18 protein-coding genes are annotated in these 24,887 nt (G+C 57.2%); all 18 read right to left on the bottom strand.

The annotated features are described in order from the left end of the window. Positions 1-55: 55 nt before the first annotated feature. The gene (locus Q1A43_RS06810) at positions 56-10,552 is read right to left on the bottom strand and encodes an LPD38 domain-containing protein (RefSeq protein WP_299933667.1); all 10,497 of its coding nucleotides are present in this window, start codon (positions 10,550-10,552) and stop codon (positions 56-58) included. A gap of 3 nt (positions 10,553-10,555) precedes the next feature. Further along, entirely contained in the window at positions 10,556-11,479 is a 924-nt protein-coding gene (locus Q1A43_RS06805) for a hypothetical protein (protein ID WP_299933665.1), read from the bottom strand. Then, positions 11,479-12,246, bottom strand: coding sequence for a hypothetical protein (locus Q1A43_RS06800; RefSeq protein WP_299933663.1), 768 nt, complete (start codon positions 12,244-12,246; stop codon positions 11,479-11,481). The genes Q1A43_RS06805 and Q1A43_RS06800 overlap by 1 nt, the downstream gene beginning before the upstream one ends. A 1-nt stretch (position 12,247) precedes the next feature. Continuing rightward, positions 12,248-12,667 carry a GNAT family protein gene (locus Q1A43_RS06795; RefSeq protein ID WP_299933661.1) on the bottom strand — a complete coding sequence of 140 codons (420 nt, stop codon included), beginning with the start codon at positions 12,665-12,667 and terminating at the stop codon, positions 12,248-12,250. Beyond that, on the bottom strand, positions 12,664-14,091 hold the full coding sequence (locus tag Q1A43_RS06790) for a hypothetical protein (protein WP_299933659.1): 1,428 nt from the start codon (positions 14,089-14,091) through the stop codon (positions 12,664-12,666). The genes Q1A43_RS06795 and Q1A43_RS06790 overlap by 4 nt, the downstream gene beginning before the upstream one ends. Next, a complete protein-coding gene (locus tag Q1A43_RS06785) occupies positions 14,088-14,771 on the bottom strand; it encodes a tail fiber protein (RefSeq protein ID WP_299933657.1) in 684 nt (227 codons plus the stop codon). The genes Q1A43_RS06790 and Q1A43_RS06785 overlap by 4 nt, the downstream gene beginning before the upstream one ends. Next, the gene (locus tag Q1A43_RS06780; RefSeq protein ID WP_299933655.1) at positions 14,771-15,502 is read right to left on the bottom strand and encodes a hypothetical protein; all 732 of its coding nucleotides are present in this window, start codon (positions 15,500-15,502) and stop codon (positions 14,771-14,773) included. The genes Q1A43_RS06785 and Q1A43_RS06780 overlap by 1 nt, the downstream gene beginning before the upstream one ends. Positions 15,503-15,505: 3 nt before the next feature. Next, entirely contained in the window at positions 15,506-16,381 is an 876-nt protein-coding gene (locus tag Q1A43_RS06775; RefSeq protein WP_299933653.1) for a hypothetical protein, read from the bottom strand. A gap of 75 nt (positions 16,382-16,456) precedes the next feature. Next, positions 16,457-17,026 carry a hypothetical protein gene (locus Q1A43_RS06770; protein ID WP_299933651.1) on the bottom strand — a complete coding sequence of 190 codons (570 nt, stop codon included), beginning with the start codon at positions 17,024-17,026 and terminating at the stop codon, positions 16,457-16,459. 63 nt (positions 17,027-17,089) lie between these two features. Beyond that, complete coding sequence (locus Q1A43_RS06765) at positions 17,090-18,058, bottom strand: phage major capsid protein (RefSeq protein WP_299933649.1); 969 nt, start codon at positions 18,056-18,058, stop codon at positions 17,090-17,092. A gap of 29 nt (positions 18,059-18,087) precedes the next feature. Then, on the bottom strand, positions 18,088-19,236 hold the full coding sequence (locus tag Q1A43_RS06760; RefSeq protein ID WP_299933647.1) for a hypothetical protein: 1,149 nt from the start codon (positions 19,234-19,236) through the stop codon (positions 18,088-18,090). A gap of 70 nt (positions 19,237-19,306) precedes the next feature. Continuing rightward, positions 19,307-19,651, bottom strand: a complete 345-nt coding sequence (locus Q1A43_RS06755; protein ID WP_299933645.1) for a hypothetical protein — start codon at positions 19,649-19,651, stop codon at positions 19,307-19,309. Next, the gene (locus Q1A43_RS06750; protein ID WP_299933643.1) at positions 19,651-19,920 is read right to left on the bottom strand and encodes a hypothetical protein; all 270 of its coding nucleotides are present in this window, start codon (positions 19,918-19,920) and stop codon (positions 19,651-19,653) included. Before Q1A43_RS06750 ends, Q1A43_RS06755 begins: the two co-directional genes overlap by 1 nt. After that, positions 19,913-22,024 carry a hypothetical protein gene (locus Q1A43_RS06745; protein ID WP_299933641.1) on the bottom strand — a complete coding sequence of 704 codons (2,112 nt, stop codon included), beginning with the start codon at positions 22,022-22,024 and terminating at the stop codon, positions 19,913-19,915. Before Q1A43_RS06745 ends, Q1A43_RS06750 begins: the two co-directional genes overlap by 8 nt. Beyond that, positions 22,021-23,547: a terminase family protein gene (locus tag Q1A43_RS06740; RefSeq protein WP_299933639.1), complete on the bottom strand. Its 1,527-nt coding sequence runs from the start codon at positions 23,545-23,547 to the stop codon at positions 22,021-22,023. Before Q1A43_RS06740 ends, Q1A43_RS06745 begins: the two co-directional genes overlap by 4 nt. Then, positions 23,544-24,221, bottom strand: coding sequence for a terminase small subunit (locus Q1A43_RS06735; protein ID WP_299933637.1), 678 nt, complete (start codon positions 24,219-24,221; stop codon positions 23,544-23,546). Before Q1A43_RS06735 ends, Q1A43_RS06740 begins: the two co-directional genes overlap by 4 nt. Then, a complete protein-coding gene (locus Q1A43_RS06730) occupies positions 24,214-24,513 on the bottom strand; it encodes a hypothetical protein (protein WP_299933635.1) in 300 nt (99 codons plus the stop codon). Before Q1A43_RS06730 ends, Q1A43_RS06735 begins: the two co-directional genes overlap by 8 nt. After that, positions 24,510-24,887, bottom strand: a complete 378-nt coding sequence (locus tag Q1A43_RS06725; RefSeq protein ID WP_299933633.1) for a hypothetical protein — start codon at positions 24,885-24,887, stop codon at positions 24,510-24,512. The genes Q1A43_RS06730 and Q1A43_RS06725 overlap by 4 nt, the downstream gene beginning before the upstream one ends.

Genomic DNA, 24,887 nt, shown 5'->3' with positions numbered 1-24,887 from the left:
AGGCCGCATTTGTGATTGTCTGAAACCTACAAAGAGGCCTGTTTTTTGTCAAATTTTAGTAGAACATTTTGTTGAACGTGCGGGCGGCGTGGGCCTGCGCTGCGTCCAATTTCTTCCACTGATCCCAATACTCTTTGCCATCGGTCTTTCGAGCGAGGCGGCGCGCAGCGGATATATCTGACATGACTTTCAGGTACTTGCGGATTTCGGTCTTTTCAAACTCGCTGTTGTAAATGTTTACCCAATACTCTTTCCCGCCATGCTCACGCCTAACGCCAGCCTTCATCGCGGCGACAAGAATTTTCTCCCAATTGCCCTCTCCCTTAAACACCAGAGCCAAGTCGCGCTTGTTCTCTTCAATAAAGGCTTTGAACTCAGGGTCTTTCACCAGTGACGGCATGTGCGCCTTAGCAAACTTCTTTGGATCATCAATAGGCTGGCCATAAGCCTCTGCAGCCCGCGCGCCAAACTCTGCCGCCCGGAGCCAGGCATCTTTCGCCTTGGTCGTGACGTTGTTTGAGTTTTCGTAGGAGCGGGAAATAGCGGCCCGGTCGTCATACGAACCGTAGAAGATGGATGAAAACTCATGCGCGCTACTATCCGCGTCATGACCGGCACCATAAGCCGACGCCTCATTGGCAATCCCGGCCACCATGCGCCCCATACCGCCAGTGTAACCAAAGATCAGGTGATCAACGGCCTTGGGGTGCAGGTCGATGCTTCCTGATTTGGTCAGGCTTCCGCCCGATAGCTTATTGAGCGACCGTGCGATGTCCTGCGACAACCAGCTCTGACTTGGTGACATCTGTTCTGACAGGGGCGCTCCGTTGTCGATCCGGCCATAGTGGACCTTGGACCCAAAGAAATTGTTCTCGTTTGCCACGACCTCGGCAACAGGCTCGAAGGCGTCAGGAACAAACGTGCCCCACGACACACCGCCGGTTGGCGACCAAGAAGTCATTGTCTCAGACGACAAGTCTTTGAACGCCTGTGCGGGGTCCATCGTTCCCATGCCAAGCGCTGTGGCCACACGGCCAGCGGTGACGAAGGTCGAGAAGTTGTAAGGCAGGGGCATCTTGAAATGCGCTGTCTCGTCTTCCGAAAAGATGTTGGGGATGATCAAATTCCGCTGCTTCATGTAGAGCGGCATCCGATCCCATTCCTCTTCCTCTCCCTGCATCATCTGGTTGATCACTTCCATGCCGACGCCAAGCGCGGTCAGGGCAATCATCGGCTTCACAAGATGCTTGGCGTTCTGAGCAATGAACGCGGCACCCTGAACCGCCGGGTTGAAGAACATGGCATAGCTGGAAATCTCGGATGTCCACTCGCCACGGCGGTTGAAGTTGACGGTGATGTCCTTCGCGGCGTTTGCGGCCTCAACAGCATCAATCCCGCTCTCACGTAGCGCACGGTATGTGGCAAGACGCATGGCGTTCTCCGTCGCCTCGTTGGCCACGCGCATAGCCTCAAAGTAAGATTTTGCCGTGAAGATCGCGGCTTTGCTGGCTTTGCTGCGGCTATGGTGCTTTGCGCGTTTGGCCAAGTCTGACTTTGTGGTGCGAACGTCGGTGTATTTGGCGAACGCTGTTGCGCCACCTTCGCGCTTAAACTCACGCACCCACTTATCCCATTGGTGCTTGTCGGCATCCGGCATAATCGCATTGCGCCCCGAGAAATAGAGCGCAGGCGCATAATACTTGGCGATCTTGGACCGAACTCCGCGGTATCGGGCATCATTCTTGGCGTTGAATTTCTGTGAGATAATCAAGCCGGTTGTGATGTCTCGAACTGTGTTTGTTGCCAGAAACTTCGGGCTCCACCGGGTCAGTGATGCGGATCGGAATTGAGTAATGGGTCGAGCAATCGACCGTGCGAACCACGAAATCTGAGCGAAGCCGATCTTGCTATAGGCGCGGGCCAAGCCAGCATCATGCAGGCGAATAAGTACCTCTTTCCCGCCCTCTTTCATGCTGATCACCGCCGGGTCATTGCGGTCTTTGAAATCGTACTCGCGCATCCACTGAACGACGCCGGTTTCCACATTGAGCATGGGGCGAGACTTGCGTTTCACCTCTGACCAAAGCGGGCTTTTGTTCTGGCGAACGGTATTCAGGAAGGTTTGACCCACTTCGTTTTTGTGGGCGCGCACAAGTGCCTCCCCTGCCCCGGCAACGATGTTTGAAACCACTTCATCGAATTTGGCTGCACCCACTTCGGCACGGCCTTTCGCGGCGCGTGTCTCCCGGCCGGAAACGCTGTTGCCCTTCCCTGCCCGTGATCGCTCGCCTTGCAGCTGCTCGGTGACGGTCATTCCCTCGACCTCTTCAAAGCCTTTCAGCGGGACGTAATGGTCATACTCGCGCCAAGACGCGGCCTCTTGCTTGGACAACAGGCCAGCCCTTACGCGAACCTCGATCATATCCTCATGCCACTTGTCCACCAGCTCACCGATTTCTTTCAGTGCCCGCATCTGGTCGGCGTTGTTCTTTGCCAACTCAGAACGGATTGCTGCGCGGTCGGTTTGCGTCAGGCCAGAGCCTTCGGTACGCCCGAGTGTCCGCGCAATGCGCTCGTCGCGCTCGTCGGCGTGGCGGTCGATCAGGTAAGCTCCAACAGCGGTTTGGCTCAACTCGTGCTGGCCCATGAGCTTTGCAATCGGCTCCTGATAGTCGCGCTCCATCTTGTCGAGGGCAACGCCAGCCTTACTTTCCACCAGAGACATGCGGTCGTAGGTGGATCGCTCGCCTTTCAAGCCAAGCGCCCGGTCAACATTCTTCCAAGGCGCAAACGCATCCTGAAAGAGAACGCGGGTTGTTTGCCACCACGAACCGCGCTCAGAAGCGCTATCCTTGATTGCGCGGAATAGGCCGGGGTCAGCGTCGGCATAGGCACCCGTGGTCTTACGGGCCAGATCAACGGCGCGGGCATGTCCTGTGCGCGCTCTGCGCCCCACAACGCCGCTGTCAACGCCATTGAAGACATCGGCGGCTTCCACTGAGCCGGAGCGTCGAAGCGCGTCCAGCATGGCGGAGAAGAAACGACGCACCTTTTCGAAGCTACGGGCAATCTTACCGGCTCCACTCCCCTTGGTGCGCGCCCATTCGGCAAAGGCTTCGGCAATGGCCTCTTCCGTCTGAACCTCTTTGCTTTCACCGGCATAGCGTTCATCAATGCCGTAGCGCTCAATCCACCCTGGCGCTTTGGCTTCAAGTGCGGCCCATTCTTCTTTGGTGAAAAGGTTCATGGCCCGGAGCGCGTGAATTGCCTCGTGGTTGAGGGTATCCGTTCCGCCAAAGGTGGCGCGCAACAGGATTTCCATGTTGCCCTCTCGCGACCGGAACCGGCCCAGATCATCGCGTGGGCTTCCGTCCATTTCGGTTAGATCCACATCCTCAAGACCCAAGGCATCAAGACGGTTGCGCAGCTCGTACATGGTGCGTGGCTTCTCGGCCTTGAAACCGTCGCTGACTGTACCGGCCTTGCGGGCCTTGCCGTTCAGATCGCTTGCAAAGGCATTGGCCTTCTCCCGATCAGGGAACACAAAGCCCCAGCCCTCTTTGTCTTTCTTGCGCGTGACATAGGAGCCACCAAGCTCTGCCGCCAATTCGACACGGCGCAGGTGTTCCTCTTTGTCTTTGGTGAAGCGCTTAGGACGGACGATAGGCTTATCATCCACCACCGAAACCACATCGACCTTTTCGGCTGTTGGAATTTCAAGCTCTGCGGCTTCGTCAACGGGCGGTAGGTGGCGTGGTCCGGTCGCGGGCAACATGCCTTCCAGATTGTCAACGAATTGCTCTAGTGTGTCGCCGCCGATGGTCTCGTATGACAAGAGGTTTTCGACATAGCGCTTGCCGTCTTCGGTCATTTGCTTGTCGAACACGACGACCTTGGTTTGAACGCTGGTTCCTGCGCGTTTGAACGTCACTGCGGGTAGGTCGATCGAGGCGGTCATATAAACGCCCATACCTTCCATGCTCTGCGTTGCCATTGCGAGGTATTTGTCTGCCGATGGTCCGCGCGGGATGATCGCAACAATTCGACCGCCGTCGTACAAGTGGCCGGCGGCTTTCTTCAAATGCTCCATTGCCAGCTTGCCGCCACGGCCAAACGGCGGGTTCATGGCAATACCGTGAAACTTGTTCACGACGGGCAATGTCTCGAAGTTTTCATCAATGCGTCGGTCGATGTTCGGCGCGTTCAATGACAGATCGGCCTGCAGGTTGTAGGACGGCTCAATCGCGGTTTGATGCACGGTGTCGGGGAAGAACCGAGCAATGGCACCATGACCCGCTGACGGCTCCAAGGCGCGCTCGCCTGCGTTCAAATCCAACCATTCGACCATGCGCAGGCCCAATGGCTCAGGCGTGGCGAAATAGTCGGCTCCACGGTGGTTCTGCCGCCCCTTCTGTTGGGCAAAGAACAGCGCCTTGGCTTCCTGAAACGGGTCCATAACCTGCGCGTCATGATCGGCCTCTTTGCCGCCTTTGCCTTCGCCCTTCTTTGGCTTGTGCGTGGCGCTGGATTGAAACCCGCTGATGATGGATTTGCGCAAGCCACGGGCTTGATCGCCCATTGCGAGGCTTTCCGCCATGTCGGCGCGGCCAGAAATGACATCGGCAAACAGGCGCTTCTCCATCTGCGTCCCGGTGTTGTAATACCGGAAGATCGCATCCGAGGCCTGACCCACGCGATAGATGCGGCCCTCAGTCTGGATCAAAGTTGTCGGGCGGTTCGGAATGCCAAGGTTATGAATGGCGCGTTGGTGCTTGCCGGTGGTGTCGTGACCGGACCAGCCGTCTTTGCCGCTTTCGGACTGAGTGATAACCACATCGACGCCGCTATCATCCATGTTGAACGTGGTCTGGTTTCGCAGCGACTTGCCCGCGCTTACGCCTGACCCGACAATCGCCGCGTTTGGGAATGCCTCAATCAGAGCATCGCGGGCGGGTTTCATGCCGGTGAAATCCAACTCGCTGACCCACGGGTTTGCAGCCTGAAACTCACTCCAAAGAGCCTCAAGACCTTCTGCGCTTTGGTTCTTATCTGCGGCCTCAAGCGTATCAAACGGATTGAACCCGCCGCCATATTGCCGGTCATGGAACACCACGACCTTACGACCAAGAGCAAGGTCTGCCCGGATGTTTTCAATCGCACCCTGCGCCTTGATTGCCTCAAGCAACTGAATGCGCTTGTGATGCGAGAAAGACTTGTTGAACGCCGTATAGAGCGGGCGGAAATGCTTGTCTTCGTGCATCAGTTTGAATGCCGCGTCGATCTGGGTTCCAACACCGCCATCAACGTCCAGCCACATGCGCTGGTAATCGTGATCCACTTCCAAGACACGACCATCCATGACGCCCTCACGGCGCAGGCGCTCGTTAAACCGGCGGGCCATCATCGCCATATCGACCATGTTTTCAGGCTCGGTCAGCTTGTTGTAGCGCATCCGGTATCCGAAATTCTGGATCATGAATTTCTCGCGCCCGTTTGGCTGGTTGTACGATGTGGCGTCGATCTTTTCGAAGTCGAACAGGAAGCCCTCTCCGTACTCAAGGCTCTTGGGCGTCGTGAACGGCGTGGCAGAGAACATGGCGACGTGTGGGCGAGGTTTCTTCTTGTATTCCGATACCAAGCGCTGACGCTCTTTGCTGATCCTCTCTTCTAAGCTCCGGGCCCGGTTCTCAAGCTGATCGGCTTCATTGTTTTTCCCGGCTTCGACGGCGACCAAGATTTCAAGGCGCACCTTCTCAAGCTCTGTGATCTGTTCGTGCAAGTGCATGTTGGCGCGGTTGACGAGGTGATCCGGGTGCAATGCCAGCCCCCGGAAGTCATCGCCACGGGCCAGAATATCGCCCTTCATGTTCTCGGAGATATAGTTTGTCTCGTCGGGGATGATCAAATCCCACTCAATATCTGCAAGGGCTTTGTTCTTGCCAAGCGCGCCGTTGATCGTGACCAGATTGACGCCCTCATACGAGGTGTCGGTGTCCTTCGGCTCGTTGTATGGAACCCCCAAAGCGTCAAGCGCCTCTTTGAAGGTCTTGAACGTCGGGCGCTTCGTCATGATCAAGATGTTCTGTTTGCCAGCCGCATAGAAACGCTTGGCCAATCCAGCGGCAACATAGGTTTTCCCGGTGCCGGTGCCGTTGGTGTTCATGTACCCATAGCCAGCCTTGCGGCCATCCTTCGGGGCAAAGAACCGTTCTTCGATCTTTAGAACGTCGTCGCGCTGTTCAGGGTGCAGCGCAGGCAGCATCGCATCAATGCTGTCAGGGTCGCCAAACTTTGGCTTTGTATCGGTCTGGTTGGCTAGTTGTTGAGCGTTGGCGTCAGGCTCGCCCCGAGGTCGCGGTGTAGCAGCTTCGTGAGCGTCAACAATCGCTCCCGGCTCAGCATCGGGTGTTCCTTCGACGCCAGATTGAGGGCTTCCTTCGTATTCAGGACTTCGGGTAACGCCTGCATCAGTTCCGGGTGTTCGTCCACTGTCTCCTGCAGTGCGGGGCGCTCGTGCAGGAGCGGTGCCAGCATCAGATACAGTTCGATCACCACCGGATCGGCCTTGATCCGGTCCCTCACTTGGTCCAGCGCTTCGTTCAGTGCTTCGTCCGTCATTGGGAACATCTGCTTGCCCCACTCCGTCCGTGGGTTCTTGACCTTGTTCCAGATCGTTTCCGCTGTCCCGAAATTCATCTTGAAGCTCCTTAGTTTTGGTACGAACCGCGCGGCTATCGTCCATGTCGGACACATCCGCGCCATCGTCTTCCATGTCGTCGCGCACGGAATTGTAAGCATCGCGAAGGTAGCGCGCAACCGTGTCCATCTGCAGGCCGGTTTGCTTGACAAAAGCCTTGGCGAATTTGGAGAAATCTCGGACCCCACGCTTGATGTAAATCGAGGCGGCTTTGTAGGCCAATCCAATCAACTCAGGGTCAAGGCCTGCGTTAAGCTGCGTACCGTCCAACTTCTTTTTGAAGGCCGCGCCAATGGCGTCAAGCTCTGCCAGTTCGTCGGCTGAGAACCCGATGTCGTCAAGGTCGATTTCATCATCCGGTTTCTTGACCGGCTCTTGATTTTGGGCGTTACCCGCCTGATCTGAAACGGGTTTTTTCTTAACCGTCTTTTTCCCTGCGTCGTCTATCTTCCCCTGCAGGAAATTTTGCGCCCCCACTTCATCAATGGACGCGGCGTTCAGGAATGGGTTGTGTTCATTTCCAAAATGCCCCTCAATCGCCGCCCAATCTGCATCCGGCAGGTTTCCAAGCCAATCAGCGTAATCAGCGACACCGGACAGGTTTGGATTGCCGCGCAAATCGTTGCCGCCACCCTTCATTTTTCGGGCGTAGTTTTCTCGGAAATTATCGGCTGCGGTTCGCTTCTTTCCAGCTTTCGGCTTGGGGGATGCGCCCGCGTCGGAAAACATATCCGTTTGATCGCGCGCGCCAGTGTCAAACAGGCCATCGTCAACGGGCGCGTTACCGCCGCGCTTCGGCTTGGACATCTGCACTTCGGCCTTGGCCTTGTCGGTGACAGGCTCAACGCCAGGTATTAGGGTTTGTTCGCCTGCGTCGGTTTGTTCGCTTGCAGGTTTGCCATCACTGACTGGCGCGTTTTGTTGCACCGGTCCGAGTGCTTCTTGGCCTCGATCTTCTGTTCGCGTGTCGCCTTCGGGTCGCGCATCACTTGTTGCGCCTTGATCCAGCCGTCCTTGGCTGCTTGCAGGGTCCGCTCTGCCCGCTGGCGCTTGGTCATTCCCCGGCTCTGGGAAGGGGATTGGGTTTTCATCAACTAAGGCTCCTTTTTGTTCCGGCGCGAAATCAGGGTTCGATAGATCAGACCAAATCGCATCAATGACTTCGCCACCATCCCGATCAAGTTTGTCAGTAACACGGGCCAGTGATGCGGGGTCAAGATCAATCCCGTCTTCATGGGCCTCAGAAATGACCGCTGTTCGAATATCGTTCAGACGCTCAATGGGCTGGCGCATGTCCTTTTCCGGGTGCGGAATGCCGGTTGGCTCCACATAGGTATCGGCCTCGGGTGTAACTCTTCCTGTGCGAACTTCTGCCAGCGCATCGTCATAGGCCTTATGGTGCTGCACAAGGTCGTATTGATCAGCGCTAAACTGAGGGGTTCCGCCATGCTCTGCCAGCAACTTGTCTGCAAGCCATTGCGGTTCTACATACCCGTTCCCGTCGTCGGGCGCTTCCGGGTAATGCTCACGAATTTCACTGACAGGGATATTGTCAGCTGACGGCGAACCCTTGCGGCTGAAAACGCCGGGGCTGTTGCGCGATGTCATGCCGCCAGCCTTGAGGATTTGGCCGATGGGCCCGTCAGGGTGAATGCCCTTCGCATTCTCGCCTTTGACACCAAAATTCATCCGCTTGAACAGGTAAGTGAATGGCTTTTTTTGAAGGTCTTTCTTCGGGGCGTTTGCCTCAATTTCAGCAATGCGGCTTTCCGCATCATCCGGCACAGATGACGCAGTGGCAGCGCCGCCATCGTCAGGTCCAACAGCGCTGAACACGGCCTTGCCGGTTTCGTCCCGATCAACCTTGTAGAGATTGCCGTCTGAGCCTGAAACGTAATTCAGCTTTTCTTCGGCCTCTTCCTCAAACGCCTCGGGGTTGCTTTCTTCGGTGTCTGCCGCGGGCTTTTTCGAAACGGGCGTAGGCTCTGGTGTCGGTTCCGGCGCGGGTGCTGGCTCAGTTGCCTTGCGGATCGCATCTGCGGTGCCGGAGCTTGGCGGTGTCTCGGGCTGCAATGGCTCCGGGCGGACCTTGTTTGGCAGGTCTGGTGTCGGTGTCTTCACATTGGGCGCGGCCTCGTCAAGCGGCGGAACGCCAGCCTGTGGGGGCATGGGCGGGGTTTGCTGGGCGTCGGGCTTCTTTTTGCTGTACGCAGCGGTCGCAATCTCTGCAGGGGCCGTAAACACCTCGGCCAATGCCTCAATGATCACCTCTTGAGCGCTAAACTCCTGACCCGCTGCGGCGCGGGCTGCGGCTTCACCACCACCACCAGCGGTGGCTTGGATACCAGCCCCGGCGATTGCGCCTTTGACGGGCGACATGGCCCCTTGCGCGACCGCTGTTGCCTTCATGCCAAGCGCTTCTGCGGCGGCAATCACAACGCCGCGCTTGAGGCCTCGGGCCTCGGCATCACGCATAAGATCGGGGTCTTTCAGGACTGCGGCCGCATCTTCAACCGAATTGATCTTGATGCGCTTCTCCTGCAGGTACTCGGCAATAGACGACCCGTATTCGGAAGTCATGGCACCGCCACCCAAGATTGCAGAGGCAACACCGGGGTTTTTGGTAATGATACCGGCGGCTGCAGACGCGGCCAGTTGTGGCGAACTTTCAAGCCCGACCTCGGCCAAGAATGCGCCGGTTTCAAGCGGGCTTTCCATCAGGACGTTGAAGGTATCGGACCATGTGTCTTCGGCTGCAGCGAGGCGCTTTTTCACGTTCTCGGCACCGGCAGACATCGGCAGGGCTTGGGCCTCTTTGCTCAACTCCTGCAGGCGCACCAAGGCTTCACTGCCAGTGACGGCCTTCTTGGTGGCCACGGCGTCGAGGCGCTTTTGGTTGCCCTTGATCGTTGGTGTGTCGGCCCCAATGCGCTCCATCTTCGCCTTGGAACGCAGGAAATCAATCTCTTCTTGAAGCTGTTCGGCGGCTTCGGGGTCGGCCTCGGCAACGACGCTAAGCTCCGCCTCAAGTGCAGCGGCTTCCTCTTCGTAGCTATCGGCGCGGGCCTGATAACCACCCTGCGACGCATAGCCTTCTCGGGCTTCACGGATCGCTGATGCTGCGCGGGACGCCTTATATGCGGGAACCGATTGCTTTACGCGGATTACACCACGCTCAACGGCTCGACCGACTGCGGTTCCCTCGGGGTTGTTCGGGTCAACGGGTTCCGGCGCGACTGGATCATTTCGGCCGGCGATTTCGGCACCGCCAAGCTCAATGGCCTGACGACGTGCCAGCGCGGCTTGATCCGGGTTAAACCCGCCCATGCCAAAACTCATGTCCGGTTTCTGGCGCGGCCCTTCCGGCTTTGACGCTTGAATGATTGCATCGGAAAGGGCTGGCTTGCCCCCGGCTGGACTGATCGCGGGGCCGCCAATCGGGGCCATAGGCTCCTGCATTGGAGAGCGAGGCGCAGAAACATCTGGCCCGCCAATCGAAGGCAGTGCGTCCATTCCAGCCGGGGGGCTGACAGCTGGGGTAACGCCCGGAGCGCGAGGCATGGCCGGAGCCTGCGTTGCGACGTTCGGGAGGGCTACAGGCTGTTCGGTTGGGCTCAATGGAGCCGGTTTTGGTTGTGTAGATCCGCCAAGGCCACCGGCCAAAGCTCCAAGGGCGGGACGGTCCTCAAACCCAGACGGGTTCCGGTCCTGCAGGCCGACCTTGTGGTAAAAATCAACCTTATCCATATCTGGCAAGGCGGTTGTCCGAACCTTTTCGGCAAACTCACCATCGGACAGGTGGTCCAGCTCAGGGAGAAGGCCACGGATTTTCTTGAATTTTTCAATGTCAGACATGGTTTACCCGCTGCTCTGGATCATGGCGCCAATTTGCTTGAGGCGGTCGTCTATGCTGCCCGCTGCCGGTGCCGCCGGTTGTGCAGGCGACCCCGCCGGGGCTGGGGCATAGGGGTTTGCTGCGGCGCTTGATTTGCCACTTCCACCGCCGTTCAGCGCTTCAAAGGCCTCTTTGTACGTGGCACCAGTGCCGCGCATGTAGGCGATAATGTTCTTGTTTCCCGACGTGTTGGCGGGTGGGAAATAACGACCATCCGCATCCGTCGTTCCACCACCGCCACCGCTCGACGCGGGTCGGCCACGACCGCTGGATTTGCGCCCACCGCCCCCGGTGCGACGAGCCTTGGCCGACGCGCGCGCCGCCATCTGGATTGTCTTTGCGCGCTCTTTCGCGCCGTACATCACCATGCTTTGCAGGTCGTCGGGGTCTAAGAACTCCGCTCCGGGGATGGACATTCCAGAGCTATTCAGAGCGCCGATCAAACCTTGACGCTGGGCGTTCGCGGCCCGTAGCGCTTCTTCCTCTTCCATGCGGCCAGAAATCGCGGCGGCTGCTTGGTGAGCCGGGGTATTCCCGCCCATGCCGTTTGCCTCGGCAATAAACGCCAATGTCCGCGCCAGCTTCATACGCACGTTGTCGTTCATGAGTGGCTTTTTCTGGCCGTCGCTTTGACGGATCGAAGACGCAAGACCTTCTGAACGCGATTTCGGTCGCAGGCTTTCACTCGGGGCCGCTGTGGAGCCTGGCATCCCGGTCTTTGCGTCGGCATCACCCATTTTGGTTCCGAAGTTGCTGAGTGCGCTCCGAAGGCCGTTGCCGGTTCCGTGATTGATGAAGGGCGTCCCAACTCCTGCGCCACCAGCGCCGCCAGAATTGGACGACATCTTACCGCCCATGAGGGATTGAATTGCGCTCGTAATGGACATTACAGGAACCCCCCGAGAAGCCCGCCGATCATGCCAATGTTCTGCATTCGGTTCTGCTGATCCATTGAGTATTGCTGCATTTCGGCCTGATAGTTGTTGTTAATCATCCCAGCTAGATCAATGCCTTGGGTGTTCGGCAGGTTGATCAGGGGCGATGGTGAAAACTGTTCGCCGCTGATTGCGGTCATGTATTCGCCAAGTGCGTCATTGCGCGATGTTCGATCGAGGCCATACCGGCGGCTCTGCTCGTTGCCCGCGTATTGCTGGGCCTGAGCTGCGAGGCCTGTCAGTGCGTTTGTCTGGGCCTCTCGAACCGGTCGCATACCATCGTCAAATGCTTCGGCACCAATGGGGATACCTCGGTTCTGCAAGCGCCCCTCTGTCCGCATCTGGTCGCGCTCGAAGTCACGCGAAATGAGGCCGACATTGTTGTCATAGAACTCTTGAGCAATGGCATCTGTACCTTGCGGCGTTGCGCGGTCTGGCAGGTTAATTCCGCCACCCAGCAAGGCAGACTGCAGGCCAAGCGCCCCTTCTTCCTGACCCTCTCGAAGCTGCTGTTGGAACGGGCTTTCAATTAGGGAGACAGCGGATTGACTATCTCGGCCACCCTGACCGGCGACGAACTCACCATTAGAGCCGACGTGTCCGTAAACAGAGTTTCCATAAGGCGTATAGGTGTTGAGGCGGTTGATGTTCGCCTGCGCCTGCGCCGTGTCGTATGGATTGGGTGCGCTTGGGGCGCTTCCGCCTTTACCTGAGCCCATTTCAAAATCTCCGTTCAGATTTCAGTAGGCCAAGAACATGAGCGTCTTGACCATCGGTCCCGCCCTCACGCAGCAATCCTTCACGACAAAAACCCAATCCCTCGCATAGCTTGAGGGACCGGGTGTTTTCGGCGCTAATTTTGCTTGTGAGCCTTCGGCACCCCAATTGCTCAAAGGGGTAATCGAATAGCGATTTAAGAATGTCTTTGCGGCACCAATGCGGGGATGTGGCCGCTATATCGACCAAGATGTTTGAGCCGTCAAAAGCGTAGTAGACGACGCCCGCGATTAGTTTGCTTCGATTGTTGGATAGCACACCAATAGCCCTATGTGAACTATAGATAACGTCACCGCCAATTTGGCCGCCAACGAACTGCGCAACATGATCATCTGCCCCGTAAAGCAACCGTCCGACAATCATACTCTGCGCCTCGAAACACGCCCGCGCGCCTCGGCTGTTCGGAAGTCAACGCGGGTTCCGCGCCCATAAATCCGGTAGGTCAGCTGCATCGTGTCACCGCGCGAAGTCACGGGCATCACCACTTGCCGATAGTCGTTCCCGTCGTCGTGGGACGTGAGCAAAGAAAGCCCTTCGAGTTGCTGATCACCACGCGCGGAAATCTCCAAATCAAAGTCGCCATCTGCAGAGAATGTCCCGCCAGCCAGCGACACAGAATAGGCCGTTTTGGTATCCGATCCGCCCATGTCGATGTGGCCAACGATGTCAATTCCCGCGTCCGTATTGCCGACGCCATAGCGGTAGATGTGACCGCCCTTGCTGATGAAAAACGTGTCGTCACCCAAGGCGCACCAATCCACCGCCGGGATGGTAGACCACCGGACCCATGCGCCGCTGCCCAAGCACTTGACGAACTGCAGGATATTGCCTTGCAGGTCTTCGCTGTTCAGCAACAGGAACTTGCCCTTTGGGTCCAAATAGGTCTGCCAAATGCCCCAATTCTCGTAGTGATCCACCAGATATTCGGCATCGACCTTGCTTGAAAATGTCTCCTGCATCGCCAATTCAGATCCGCGAAAAACGCTCGTCATGCTCAGGACACCGGCTTGCGTCTGGACCAGCAGGTCCGCACCCAGCTTGCAGGTGGATTTCTTGGACGTGATCGGTCGGGCGATTTTGTACCGGCCCGTCAAGCGCCAGTCTAAGCTATCGCCGGGGTCGATCCCTTCGTAAACGGCAACGTCACCGGCGGTCGTGATGATCACCAGCACGTCATTCGCACCGTGCGAAGCATCCACAGTCCAACTCGCCATTTCTGCGATGGAGCCGCGCATGTTCCCAAGGCGAGACAAGGGGAATAGCGTCAGATCACCAGCGATTGCGCCCGTGGCGGCATAGTAGAAATCAAGACTGTCATTTTCCCAATAGTAAAGGCGCTCATTGTGAGCCACCACGCCGCCAAACTCTGCGGGTCCACCAACCCAATTGGACGGGGTGACATTGGTGCCGTCAAAGTACCAGCTGCCCACCGTGCAACAGAAAACCAGATGGTTTGAAATATGCGAGTAGGACATCTTGGCACCGCCGCCGGGGTGCGAAAACAGCAAATCCCCGGTCAAGGCGTTGCGCACCTTGCCGTTGCTATTCGAAAGCAAGACGCTCTGATTGTTGAACTCAAACGGCATGAGCGTTGCGGCAATCGACCCCTCAGATGTGGTCAATCGCTCGTATCCGGGGCGCGTATAAAGGCGGCGCTTGTCGATCATCATGTTGTCAATCAGTGAGGCCGTGCCAGCGCTCAATGAGTGGTCCCAAGTGGTCGTATCCATCCCGCCGATAGGGACAACAATGGGGATGTCTTTCTGTGTGGAACGCGCGCCGCTCATGTCTTAATCATCCAGTTTACGCCGACATACGGCGGTGTGATGGGAACCGGGGCCCCTCCCCCAGCTTGGTCAATGGTCATGCCGGATTGCGCAGCGCCGATTGTTATTCCCGATTGGGCGGCATCAACCGTGACACCGGACGGATCGACTGATGTTGCGCCCGGAACCGCCCCTACCGCCGCGCCACCGGCCACGGCTGGACCCGCAACGAGGCCCGTGTGTGAATGGCCCGGATCGGTGACAGCGTGTGCGTGGCCCGGATCATTGACAACGTGCGTGTGGCCACCGTCTGTGACGCCGTGCGTGTGTGCTGGCATCTGTGCAGCGGTCAGGGTGATATTGGTTGCGCCCCCGGTATCCAGAAGGCCCGGTGCAACCGTTCCGCCTGCCCCGATTGGGTAGCGGTCGCGGAAATTCGGTAGCTGGTTGGTTCCGATTGCGGCGAAAAGATCGGGATATTGCGCCGCATCAAAGGTGGAGCCGTCCAGCATGAGCCAGCCATCAGGGGCAGTTTTCGCCAACGTGGGCTTCAAATCCCCCACATCGGTTGCCAAGACGTAAGACGAAGTGATGAAGGCAATGACTTCCTGCATCTTGGCCGCTGCGGCCTCAACGTCATAGGTCCGTGACCGTCTACGGATCGCGGATGAAGACATGCCGGTGATCGTCGGTTGTGCCATTAGCCAAGCACCACGCTATTGCTTGCGAAGAACCCGGCAACGGAGCCGTCATTTCCGCCTGTGCCGTAGGTGATCGGTCCACCAGCTTGCTCCTGCGCTTTGCGGCGATCGAGGGCGTTGACGGCTTCGCGCTGTTCGACGTTGAACGCCTCGCCAAACTCACGAAGAATGCGCCACTTCAATTCCAGCTTGAACACGTTTTCATCAAAGATAACGCGGTCTGTGTCCTGCGTGATGGACGGCTTGAAATGGTCTTCGGGGTCAACAATCGGCCATCCGCTCACGTATTCAAAGGTGAACACGGCCTCTTCGTCTGGAACCGGGTTCATGAGGATACGATCAGCGCCCAAGCGCCAGCGGTTCTCCATTGTGTTGACCGGCAAAGCCTTTTGAGCGCGCCAGTTTTGGGCGGTCTCGTTGCCATGCGATGAATTGAAGGGGGAAGCCTTGTTATAGAACGTGGACGATCTGATCCGGTCCATGTCGTTCGGGTATGGGACACCCTGAGTGCCAGCCGGGACTGTGAACTCTGCGGTGCGCCAAGCGCCTGCCCAAATAACCTCTCGGTTCAAATGGTAGCAGGCGTCGTTGACAACGCTTTTCAGCCGCCGGCCGATTTCACCAACGGGCGCGGCTTTGGTCGCTGAGCCATAAACTGCGTCAAGCTCAGGGAGTGACGCCGTAACCGACGCCTCGTTGATGATTTCGATGATAGGGCGGCTGAAAGGCATGGCTTACTTGGCCTCAATAGGCTTGTCGTTGCGAGGCAAGTCTTTCATTTTGCGGGTGCGAGGCTTGCGGCTGGACGCGTCGTCCTTCTCCGGCTCGGGCTGGCGCGCTTGAACATCAGCCATCGCGCGGGCGTTTCCGGGGTTCAGGCCATTGGCTTCAAGTAGCATCGCATCAAGGGCCGGATCGGTTGGCTCGTCTTCGGGGCCAGGTGTGAACGATTGCTGAATTTGATCAGGCGTCACGTTGCGACCGGCAACCGCTGCCGCCAATTCAACCGCGCGCTCAGATGCGCTTAGTTGCTGCTCAAGGTTCCGGTTGGCAATTTGCTGACGCTCGACTTGGGCTTTCAACTCTGCAAGCTCTGCAGCCATAGACACCGCATCTGCAGTACCGGACCGAATTTTGAGATAGTTGACAGCGCTCGAAACAAGCTGACGACCGCCCATACCAAGGTCCATGACTTGATGGTCTGACAGGTTAGCCAGTTCTTCGACGGTTCGGATGTTGCGCATCCGCAAGGTTTCAGCAACCGCACGGTTGATCTGGGGCCATTCGACCAACGGGGTTCCATCAATCGGACCATCGCCCTCAATGCCGTTGCGGAATGCGGCGTAGGCGTCACGGTAGACCCTGCGGTCATGATCCAGAACCTTGCGGCGCACAGTCTGGTTGTTGGTGCCTGCGAACAGGATCAAAACCATTTCGACCTCAGTGTAGCAGACATGGCCCTTTTCGCGGCTTGCAACGCCGTCGATCACTGTATCCATGTAAAACCGGGGGATGGTGCCGATAGCCTGCGTAGGGACGCCCGCGTCACCGCCCATAAAGGACGTGCCGCCGCTGTCACCGCCAAAGAAGTCTGTTCGTTGCATATTCATGTTTTTCGCTCTCCATAAAAAAACCCGCCCCCAAAGGGACGGGCTTGCTTCTCAATGTGTGCCGGGTGGCAGGTCTTAGGTGACGAGGTAGATTTCGCCGTAACCCTCGGGATACTCGGGGATGTTGTCAGGAACCGACACGTTTTCGATCAGGGGCCCGACATCCGACATTGCCTTGGCAGGAAGCGCCTGAGCGCCACCAGTTCCGACTTGGCCGGGGGTGAAACCGGGGTCGAGGGTCAGCATGTCGCCCTCTACAACACCGGCTTCCATTTTCGCGGCCATGCGGCCTTCGATCATGATCCAGCCAAAGAGCGGTTTGGTAATGTCGTTGTAGTCAGGATTGACCGAAGCCATGCTGACACCGACGCGGCCAAGCTGTGTGCCATCGGCCTTGGCGGCGGTGAAGTTGTCACCTTCCATCACAAGCCAATCGCCCACTTCGGTATCGTCGGGAACGATCACCAGCATGGCGATGCCGGAGTGTTCACCACGGGCAGAGTTGAAATTGACACGACGACCAAGCATGGCGAGGTAATTCGTGTGTGGACCATCTTCGTTTTCGTCGTGGACCCGGTTCATACCCGGCAGGCCAGCGATGGGATCGGAAGGGTGGTACTTCTCGGTAATGGGGTTAGCAGTCATTGTGCTTTCTCCGCAAAAAAAGAGTGGGTCAGGCCATCCAGTGATGGACAGCCTGATTTTCGATTAGTCTACGATCCGGCCTTGCAGGATGCGGTTGGTGATACCCATGTTACCGGCCCAAGTGATAAGCTGGGTGGTGGCGTCTTGGTTGATCGAGCCACGCTTATCCAAAGGCACAAAGTCACGGTCTTTGTGGGTGCAGAAATACAGGTAATCCGTATTCAGGAAGTACATGCCGGGAGGGGCATAACCCCAGAGGCCACCATCAAAGATCACGTCGGCACCCATGAACTTGAGCGAAGCGTAACCGGCCTGAGCCGAACCGTCCGAAGACGTGATCCGCTGAATGGCCTGCAGGCTTTCCCAATAGTAGGTGTAGTACGTGTTGTCCGCGACGATCAGGTCAACGGTATCGGAACCACGAGTGGTGTTCAGATAGGTTGCGTTCATGGCCGCTTGGATGCGGTTAGAACCTGGCGTCACACCGTTTGCCGCGAAGGAGTAGACGGTATTCCGCCAGAAATCCCACACGTTAGCGTCAATGCCGCCAACAGTGTTCAGCGGGTTGTCAGGCACCAGCAATTGCAGGCCACCGATCTGCTTGCCGCCATCTGCCGTACCATCCGAATACACGTCGGAAGCAATGGCGTTAGTGATGGATTTCACGGCGTTGTCGATCCGCTTGCCCCACTGATTGTACCGGGCGGAGTTGCCGGAGTTAATCAGGTCTTCCAAACCGGACATCGTGACCGCAACGGCCATCTGACGCCAAGGGAAGGTAACAGCGGTGAAAACGTCGGACGGGCTGATGTCCAAGATTTCATAACCGCTGTAGCGCTTGACGGTCTGGTTTTCAGCGTATTCCAGATCATGCTGGATTTCGCGTCCACCGTCTTCCTTCGACATATTGCCTTTCTTTTTCAGGCGGCGAAGCAATGCGGCGTGGCTTGTCACGTTGTCGTGGATCTTCGGACGCAGCTTGTTGAGGGTCATTACGGTGGCTTCACCGTAGTTAATGTTTGGGGCAACCATCTGTGGCACCTCCTATATAATGGTTGGTTTTAACCGCCGAACTCAGCGAAATGTTGCACCATTTGAGCGGTGGACATATCGTCAAAATTTGGCGGCGTTGCTGCTGCGGGCGTAGATGAGGCAACGGATGCTGCCGCCTGCGCACGAGCGACCTTCTGCTTTGCCTGTGCGAATTGGTCGGCCTGCTCATTTGCAGGAGGCGACGGTCGCACCGGGTTTTGAAGGCCTTGAATAAGGCAAGCCTTTTCATAGAGCGTACCCAGATCATCATCTGGGTTAAATTCAGCCAAAGTCGCCATGTCGCGGCTTACAGCTTGAAAGTGCGGATGCAGGATCACGCCATCCACCATTTCACTGGCGAATTGCTGAACCTTAACCACGTCAGGATCGTTTTGAACCGGGGCTTGCTGCATCTGCTGGGGCTGTTGGGCCTGCGGTTGCTGCGGTGCCGGTTCTTCATTTGCGAAGGGGTCGGAAAACGGATCGTCTTCCTTAGCGGTTAGTCCAAGACGTTCAGCAAGTTGCTTCTTGTCGATCTTCAAAGACTTAACCGCATGTTCCATATAGCCCAAAGGGTCTTGACTTGCAAATCTATCCATCTTGGCCAATTCGCTGATGTAGCCAAACTCGGACATGCCAGCCGCCTTGAGCTGGTCCTTGTACGGCTCAAACATCTTGGCGACCGGCTCATATGCGGTTTTCAGGTGCGTGACTTCGCCCAAGCGCTTTTGGAAATGGCGGTCCATGTCGGCCTCACGGCGCTGCATGAAGCCTTCCACGAATGCGCGGGTATCCGGGTTCATCGCGTCAAGCTGGGCGCGTTCCTCTTGGTTCAGCGACGGGACTTTGAAACCTTCACCGCTCTGGTTGGCCTCTTGATCCGCTGCGGGCGCTTCACCTTCGGCGGGGGCTTCCCCCTCTGCAGGCGCTTCCTTAGCTGCAGGCTCGCCTTCTGCGGGGGCTTCGCCTTCTGCGGGGGCTTCACCCTCGGCTGCGGCTTGTGCCTCTGCGGGCTCCGCCTCTGCCGCCGGGGCTGGGTCTTCCTCTGGCTTCTCGCCTGAAAGCTCCTGCGCGGCTTCTTCCATAAGTGCCGCGGCCTCTTCGGCAAAGGTCAATTCTTCCGCCTCTTCGCCCTCTACTTCGGTGTTTTCGGTCTGGTCTGTAACTTTGGTATTCATGGTCTCGCTCTCCATAAAAAAACCGCCCCCTAAAGGACGGCTGACTTTCGTTTCGCTCTCCGGGTGGCGCTTAGATCGCGCCGCCCCCTAATTCCGCCACGCTCTGCGCAACGGCCTCTTTCACATCATGCCCGGTGATCGCCGGGGTATCGGTGATGATTGGTGCCTCGGGCTTCTCTTCGGCAATCGTAAGGCCTTGATCTTTCAGGCTCCGGTAGTAGGCCGATTTGCTGTCATAGTGCAGGCCGTCGGCCATTGACTGCATCGCGTCCATACCATCCTGAACGACCGCCGGGGCCGATAGGTTGGGATTGCGAAGGGGCGCAGCGCGCATACGGCGCGGCTTGTTCCGAACGCGGGTTGGCTTGTGTGCGCCAAAGATGCGGTTGAACTTATCCTGATCCATGATCGCCATCAGACCGTCCCTACCAAGCGGCTATTCAGATCAACGTCATGCGCGCCAGCGTTGTTGGACAGGATGTATTCGTAGCTCGAAAGCTCCATGCCCAAAACGGCGGTTGGCAACGTGTCTTCATGCACAATGAGGTATTGCTTGCCGTCTGGCCCAAAGCCCCGGTTGTGACCGGTCAGCTTCACACTGAGGTTGCTCCGAATTTCTTCGGCGGCCTGATTGATACTCCCGGTGACAATCAGATGGTAAAGGTTCCCGTTACTCTTAGACATTGGCGCTCTCCTGCCGTTGCTGTTGTTGCTGTTGTTGCTGTGCCGCCCGGTCCTCACGCTGCATGTTCATGTCAGCGATTGAGTGTGCGGCTTCCAATTCGCGGTCTTTGTCGTTCTCGACCGATTGGCTTGCGGTTTGGATGTGGGCTTGCGCAATCTGCGCTTGGCGCTGCTGCTGGCCCTCTGCGGCTTGGAACTGGTGGTCCTTCGCCTGCTTCATAAGCTCTAGTTGCGCCTGCATTTTCTGCAACATGACCTTGATTTCGCCGTCGCTCGGGCCTTCGTCCTTCTGCGGTGGTGGCTGCATGTCCTCAAGAACCGCCTCAAGCTCGCGCGCTTGCGAGAAGCCACGGACAGAGAACATGATGATTTCTTTGGCGACGGAGTAGTCCATTGCCCCGCCAGCGACGACTGACGACATGGCTTGCAAAAGCTGAACGAAGGCGGTCAAGAACTCGATCCGCTGTTGCTTGTCTGCCTGGCGGTCAACCTCGATCGTATCCTCAGTCTCAACGCGCACGGTATAGGATCGGCGGAAATCCGATTGCAGGACGTTCATCACGTCTTCCCATGTCGGATCGTCTTGCATTTTCCGGGCCGCATCTGGGCCTTGGGTCTGGGCAACCTTCATGATCTTCATCATCTTGTCTTGCGCATCAATCGGCAGATCGACGCCAGAAATGGCTGACAGGATGTGTGGCTCGAAGTGTTCGGCCATCAATTCGCCCATGATGGAAATGGCCTCGGAAATCATGCGGGCCAACAGGCGCTTGCGCTCGTCAAGGCGTAGGGTCGCAAACTGCCCCTTGATCCGTTGGGCCGTGGCTGTCTCTCCCGCGTCTGATGCGCCGCGCAGGATGTCGGACAGGCCTGAAACCTCGTACAAATCCTGCTTGGCAACCTCACGCGATTTTTGCAGCTGGTTGAGGGTATCGACCATTTCACGGATCGGAGCCCACTCGACCATGTTCCGAACGCCCTTCCCTTCCATTGTCGCCATCCAGTTTTCGATGGGAACAAGTGTGCCGTCCTCTTTGGTCAGCATCTTGGAAAGGGTTTCGTGTTGTGAACCGGCGTAGGCACCAACAGCCCGGATTTTGTCAGACAGCTTGTAGATCCGGTCTGTCAGGCGGTTAATCTCTGCGGCCTGATCTTCGTACAGCATGTATTCAGGCACCGGCTCGTCATTGGTGCTTGTTTCGATCACCTGCAGCGGCTTGGGCGTTGGAAAGAAATTGCGTAGGCCATACGGATCGTCTTGCTCGTCAAGCAGGCCGTGCGCGTATCCATCGCTGAGCCAGTAAACCTTGCGCTTTTTCTTGTCCCAGATTTCCCAGACATCGGCGCGCTTGAACATCTGGTGTTCCGCGTCGTCTTCGCGCGCATCGTCGTCAATCTTGGCGACACGGCCCTTATTGAGTTTGACCATCGCGCCCTTTTTGCCGAACCGCTCGACAAGCTCGTCACGGTCCATGCGGGAACGGTACGCGACCCAGCGTTTCTTGCGCCAAATGCCCTCGGGGCTGCACAAGAAATCATCCCATGACACATGCTCCAAGAAAACATCTTGGTTTTCAATGCTGGGTGGCCGATCCGGTGGAAGCTGGACGCCCTGCATCGCTGCGGCCATGCGTTCTTCCGTTGACGCCATGTGGCCTTCGTCAATCTCCGGGCGATAGATCACTTTCAAAACGCCCCGGCCGACAATCAGGTAATCGTCACGGCTCGCCTTAACGTGCGTTTCAGCGTCGTGAACGTCCGTCATATATTCGAGGCCATTTTGCAGAACGATTGCGATCACACGGGCAAGAGCGTCTTTCTGCTTGAAACGGCGCTCAACGATAGGCTTCGGCATTTTCTGGAAAAGCGCCGGCTGCAATGTCGCCACGTTTGACCAGAGCGTGTTCATCTTGTTCTTATTCGCGTTGGACTTTTTGCCGCGATACTTGTCAACGAGCTTCTTTGCGTCGGCTTTCCACTTCGCGTGGGCCTTGGCCGATGTCTCGATTTCAGCGGTCCAATAGCGCCATTGGTCCATAGAAGACTTGCCGAAATCTTTGTCCGCTGTTTCGATCTGGCCGGGGCCGGTATCGTATTCGTTCATCGGTCTGTGTCCTCTTGCGGTGCGGCCCACCCGGAAGGTGTGCCAAGCGGGCTTGTGGTGACTTTCCCGCTCTCGACGTGGCCACCCTGCGGCGCTGTGGGCTTGTCCTGCGGGCGCTTGATGATGATGGGGCGGCTCATGCAGGCGTAACGAACGTCGTCCGCTGCGTGGTCTTCCTGATCGGTGTTGATGTCTTCGATCCGGGTTTCATCGTGGATCATGGCCGGAATGGTTCTGATGCTGTCCCGGCAATTGTGGGTGAAGTAAATCAGGGGCCGCTTTTCGCCGTCGTTGCACATCTGCCCGGTTAGGCGGGCGCGCAATTGGTCCCAGCCGCCGGATGCGTTTTGCGTTCCAACACGGGCGTTGTTGGCCTTCTTGAGCATTTTGATACCGTCGCCGGTCTCGTTGTAGAGCGTTTCAGCGGGGCTCGGCCCTGACTGCGTTCCCCACATGGCCGGGTCGCAAACCGTATAGGCAAACTCTTCGCCCATTGAGCGCTGCAACATACCATCGCGCACTTCGTCCACGTTCATGCGCAGGCCGGTGTCAGGCACAATCATGCCGTGATCATCCTTTTTGCACCCGTACCACTCTTTGTACCGGATCAGAGAACCGCGCGGGAACGGGCCGTATCTGCCATCTGCGATTGCCCACCAGCCGATCGAGAATGGTTTTGCGAAGCCCCAATCCATCGACCTTATCCGCGTCCATTCAGCGGGCACCCGGAAGGGTTCAATGACGTGCTTTTCCGCTGACCAGTTGTCGAAGAACGCGCCGTCGATAACATCCCAATCGCCGTCTTTCATGGCTTTAACGAGGCTTTCGGAACCAAGGCCAGACAGGCGGGCCTCATATGTCGGATCGCTTTCTTTCAGGCTTGGGTTATCGTCCAGACGCGCCGGGATGTACTGGCGCAGCATACCGCCTTCATCGTCGCTTGTGCGTCGGATGGTCATTGGTTCGATGTTGTCGATGAACGTCCGCTTGACGAACAGGTGCCCGATGTTGCCGGGGTTGGAGCCGCACAGGATGCGCGGGAACATTCCTTCGTAATGAGCAGGCAATTTGATGCCGGTCATACGAACCCGGTTGCGCAGGAAACGATAGATTTTGTCGGTAAACAGGGTCAGCTCGTCAATGAGCAAAACATGGATTTCCGCACCCTGATACTTGAAGCGGTGCTTCTCCTGCTGAACGTGGCACAGGTGGATCTTCGAGCCATTCTTGAAGCGGATTTCGCTTTCGATAATCTCGCAATCGCCGCTTTCCACCCAAGGCTGCAGGAGGGAGCGATAGCCGCTTGGCCCTTCGACGTGGTTTTTCACCAGATCGTCAAAGATACGCCGAAACAGGTAGACTTGAAGGCCGGGGATTTCGAGGCACCAGTTGATCGAGGCGATGCGCATAAGGTGGCTTTTCCCGCCGCCAGCCGCACCGCCATAGAGGATTTCCGTCGCTTTGGATGTGAAGGCCTGAATTTGCTTTGTATGCAGCCCGAGGCTGATTACAGGAGCGCTCACGACGTTTGATCTTCCTCGTCTTGGTCGGCCTCAAGGGCGTCTTCGTATTCCTCACGCTTCTGCAGGTCTTGCAGGGCCGCTTGAGAATTGGGGTCGTCGGCGTTGAACAAGACCAGTGTCGGGGTTTGAGCCCCGGCCTTGTCTTTCTCGCCTACGCGCTGCAGGCCCGCATGGGTTTGGGCCAGTGTGGTCAGGGCCGATAGCTTATCGTGCATTTCAACCGTGATGCCGTTGGCTGTCTGCTTGACCGCCTTGATTGCCCGCGCGGCGTATGCCGGGATTTCGGAGCTATCTTTGACGTGAACAAATGGAACGCTGTCCATGACCAAATCGCCATTGGCGTCCGTGACCGGATTGCCCTCTTTGTCCTGCACCGCAATCTCTTTGGTGCCAAATTCCACAACGTCGGTGATGTTCGAGAACGCGATTTGCTCTACCTCGGTGCGAACCCGGTCTTCGGTCGCCATAGAGCGCTGCGCCAAAAGCTCAGAGATACGCCCTTTTACACCGCGTCGGCGCATCATGTTGCCAGCGCGCCGCGAAACCGCCTTTTTGTCGGTCAACATGCCGGTGTCGAATTGCGAGTAAGTCGCCTCATAGGCCTTCTTCGCGTCCAATACCTGAACATAGTTCTGACAGAACAATTCGGAAATTTCGTCGGGGTGCTTAGGCATTCTTGTTGCCACCCTGCGAATTGCTCTTTTTACGCATGTTGATGTCGGCCCATTTGGCCGCGACCTCTCGCTCCTTTAAGCTAAGCTCACGCTCTTTCAGGTCGTTGCTGCGCCGGTTTTCTCGGGCTGTGTTACGGTTGCGCACGATGTTGGACGCAAGGCCACCAAAGGCGCAGATCGCGCCGACAATCGCCAACCACTCATGCAAAGTGAACGCGCCAGCGGTCGCCATGACAGCGCCGCTCAACGTCGAAAAGGAGATTATGCTTTGAGAGGTGTGAGGCTCGGTCATTGGTTTCTGTAAGCCTCAACCGCAATTTGCAGGTCGCCGCCTGTGTTGTTGAACTGAAAGACGACATCATCAAAATTGACGCCGTGTAGCTCTACGGCCTGATCATCGCCGTTGATTAGGCACCCGGTTGCGTTGACCGGAGACACGCCGTCGATTGAGAACCGAACGTTTCCGCCGCCGGTTTCCCACATGCTTTTGATCATGCCGCGACGGCCAGCAAGCGCCGGTTCAATCGTGGTCAACGGAACGTCCGCGTTAACCCCGAAGCCGCCCGTGTTGTTGATGCGGATCGCAAACGGATCAACGTTGCGATGTTCCGCCACGATTTGTTGGGCGAGTGTTAGATCGCCCTTATTGAAGTCATTTGAGGACAT

The sequence above is a fragment of the uncultured Pelagimonas sp. genome, from assembly GCF_947498515.1.
Taxonomy (GTDB): Bacteria; Pseudomonadota; Alphaproteobacteria; order Rhodobacterales; family Rhodobacteraceae; genus Pelagimonas.
This window is presented reverse-complemented; position numbering and strand designations above follow the sequence as displayed.

Bases quoted from the DNA above. Each gene is read 5' to 3' on its own strand.
- Q1A43_RS06770 (WP_299933651.1), bottom strand. From the start codon at position 17,026: ATGACTGCTAACCCCATTACCGAGAAGTACCACCCTTCCGATCCCATC.
- Q1A43_RS06790 (WP_299933659.1), bottom strand. From the start codon at position 14,091: ATGAGCGGCGCGCGTTCCACACAGAAAGACATCCCCATTGTTGTCCCT.
- Q1A43_RS06755 (WP_299933645.1), bottom strand. From the start codon at position 19,651: ATGGCGATCATGGATCAGGATAAGTTCAACCGCATCTTTGGCGCACAC.
- Q1A43_RS06785 (WP_299933657.1), bottom strand. From the start codon at position 14,771: ATGGCACAACCGACGATCACCGGCATGTCTTCATCCGCGATCCGTAGA.
- Q1A43_RS06795 (WP_299933661.1), bottom strand. From the start codon at position 12,667: ATGATTGTCGGACGGTTGCTTTACGGGGCAGATGATCATGTTGCGCAG.
- Q1A43_RS06780 (WP_299933655.1), bottom strand. From the start codon at position 15,502: ATGCCTTTCAGCCGCCCTATCATCGAAATCATCAACGAGGCGTCGGTT.
- Q1A43_RS06745 (WP_299933641.1), bottom strand. From the start codon at position 22,024: ATGAACGAATACGATACCGGCCCCGGCCAGATCGAAACAGCGGACAAA.
- Q1A43_RS06760 (WP_299933647.1), bottom strand. From the start codon at position 19,236: ATGAATACCAAAGTTACAGACCAGACCGAAAACACCGAAGTAGAGGGC.
- Q1A43_RS06765 (WP_299933649.1), bottom strand. From the start codon at position 18,058: ATGGTTGCCCCAAACATTAACTACGGTGAAGCCACCGTAATGACCCTC.
- Q1A43_RS06730 (WP_299933635.1), bottom strand. From the start codon at position 24,513: ATGACCGAGCCTCACACCTCTCAAAGCATAATCTCCTTTTCGACGTTG.
- Q1A43_RS06800 (WP_299933663.1), bottom strand. From the start codon at position 12,246: ATGGGCTCAGGTAAAGGCGGAAGCGCCCCAAGCGCACCCAATCCATAC.
- Q1A43_RS06725 (WP_299933633.1), bottom strand. From the start codon at position 24,887: ATGTCCTCAAATGACTTCAATAAGGGCGATCTAACACTCGCCCAACAA.
- Q1A43_RS06805 (WP_299933665.1), bottom strand. From the start codon at position 11,479: ATGTCCATTACGAGCGCAATTCAATCCCTCATGGGCGGTAAGATGTCG.
- Q1A43_RS06810 (WP_299933667.1), bottom strand. From the start codon at position 10,552: ATGTCTGACATTGAAAAATTCAAGAAAATCCGTGGCCTTCTCCCTGAG.
- Q1A43_RS06735 (WP_299933637.1), bottom strand. From the start codon at position 24,221: ATGCCTAAGCACCCCGACGAAATTTCCGAATTGTTCTGTCAGAACTAT.
- Q1A43_RS06750 (WP_299933643.1), bottom strand. From the start codon at position 19,920: ATGTCTAAGAGTAACGGGAACCTTTACCATCTGATTGTCACCGGGAGT.
- Q1A43_RS06775 (WP_299933653.1), bottom strand. From the start codon at position 16,381: ATGAATATGCAACGAACAGACTTCTTTGGCGGTGACAGCGGCGGCACG.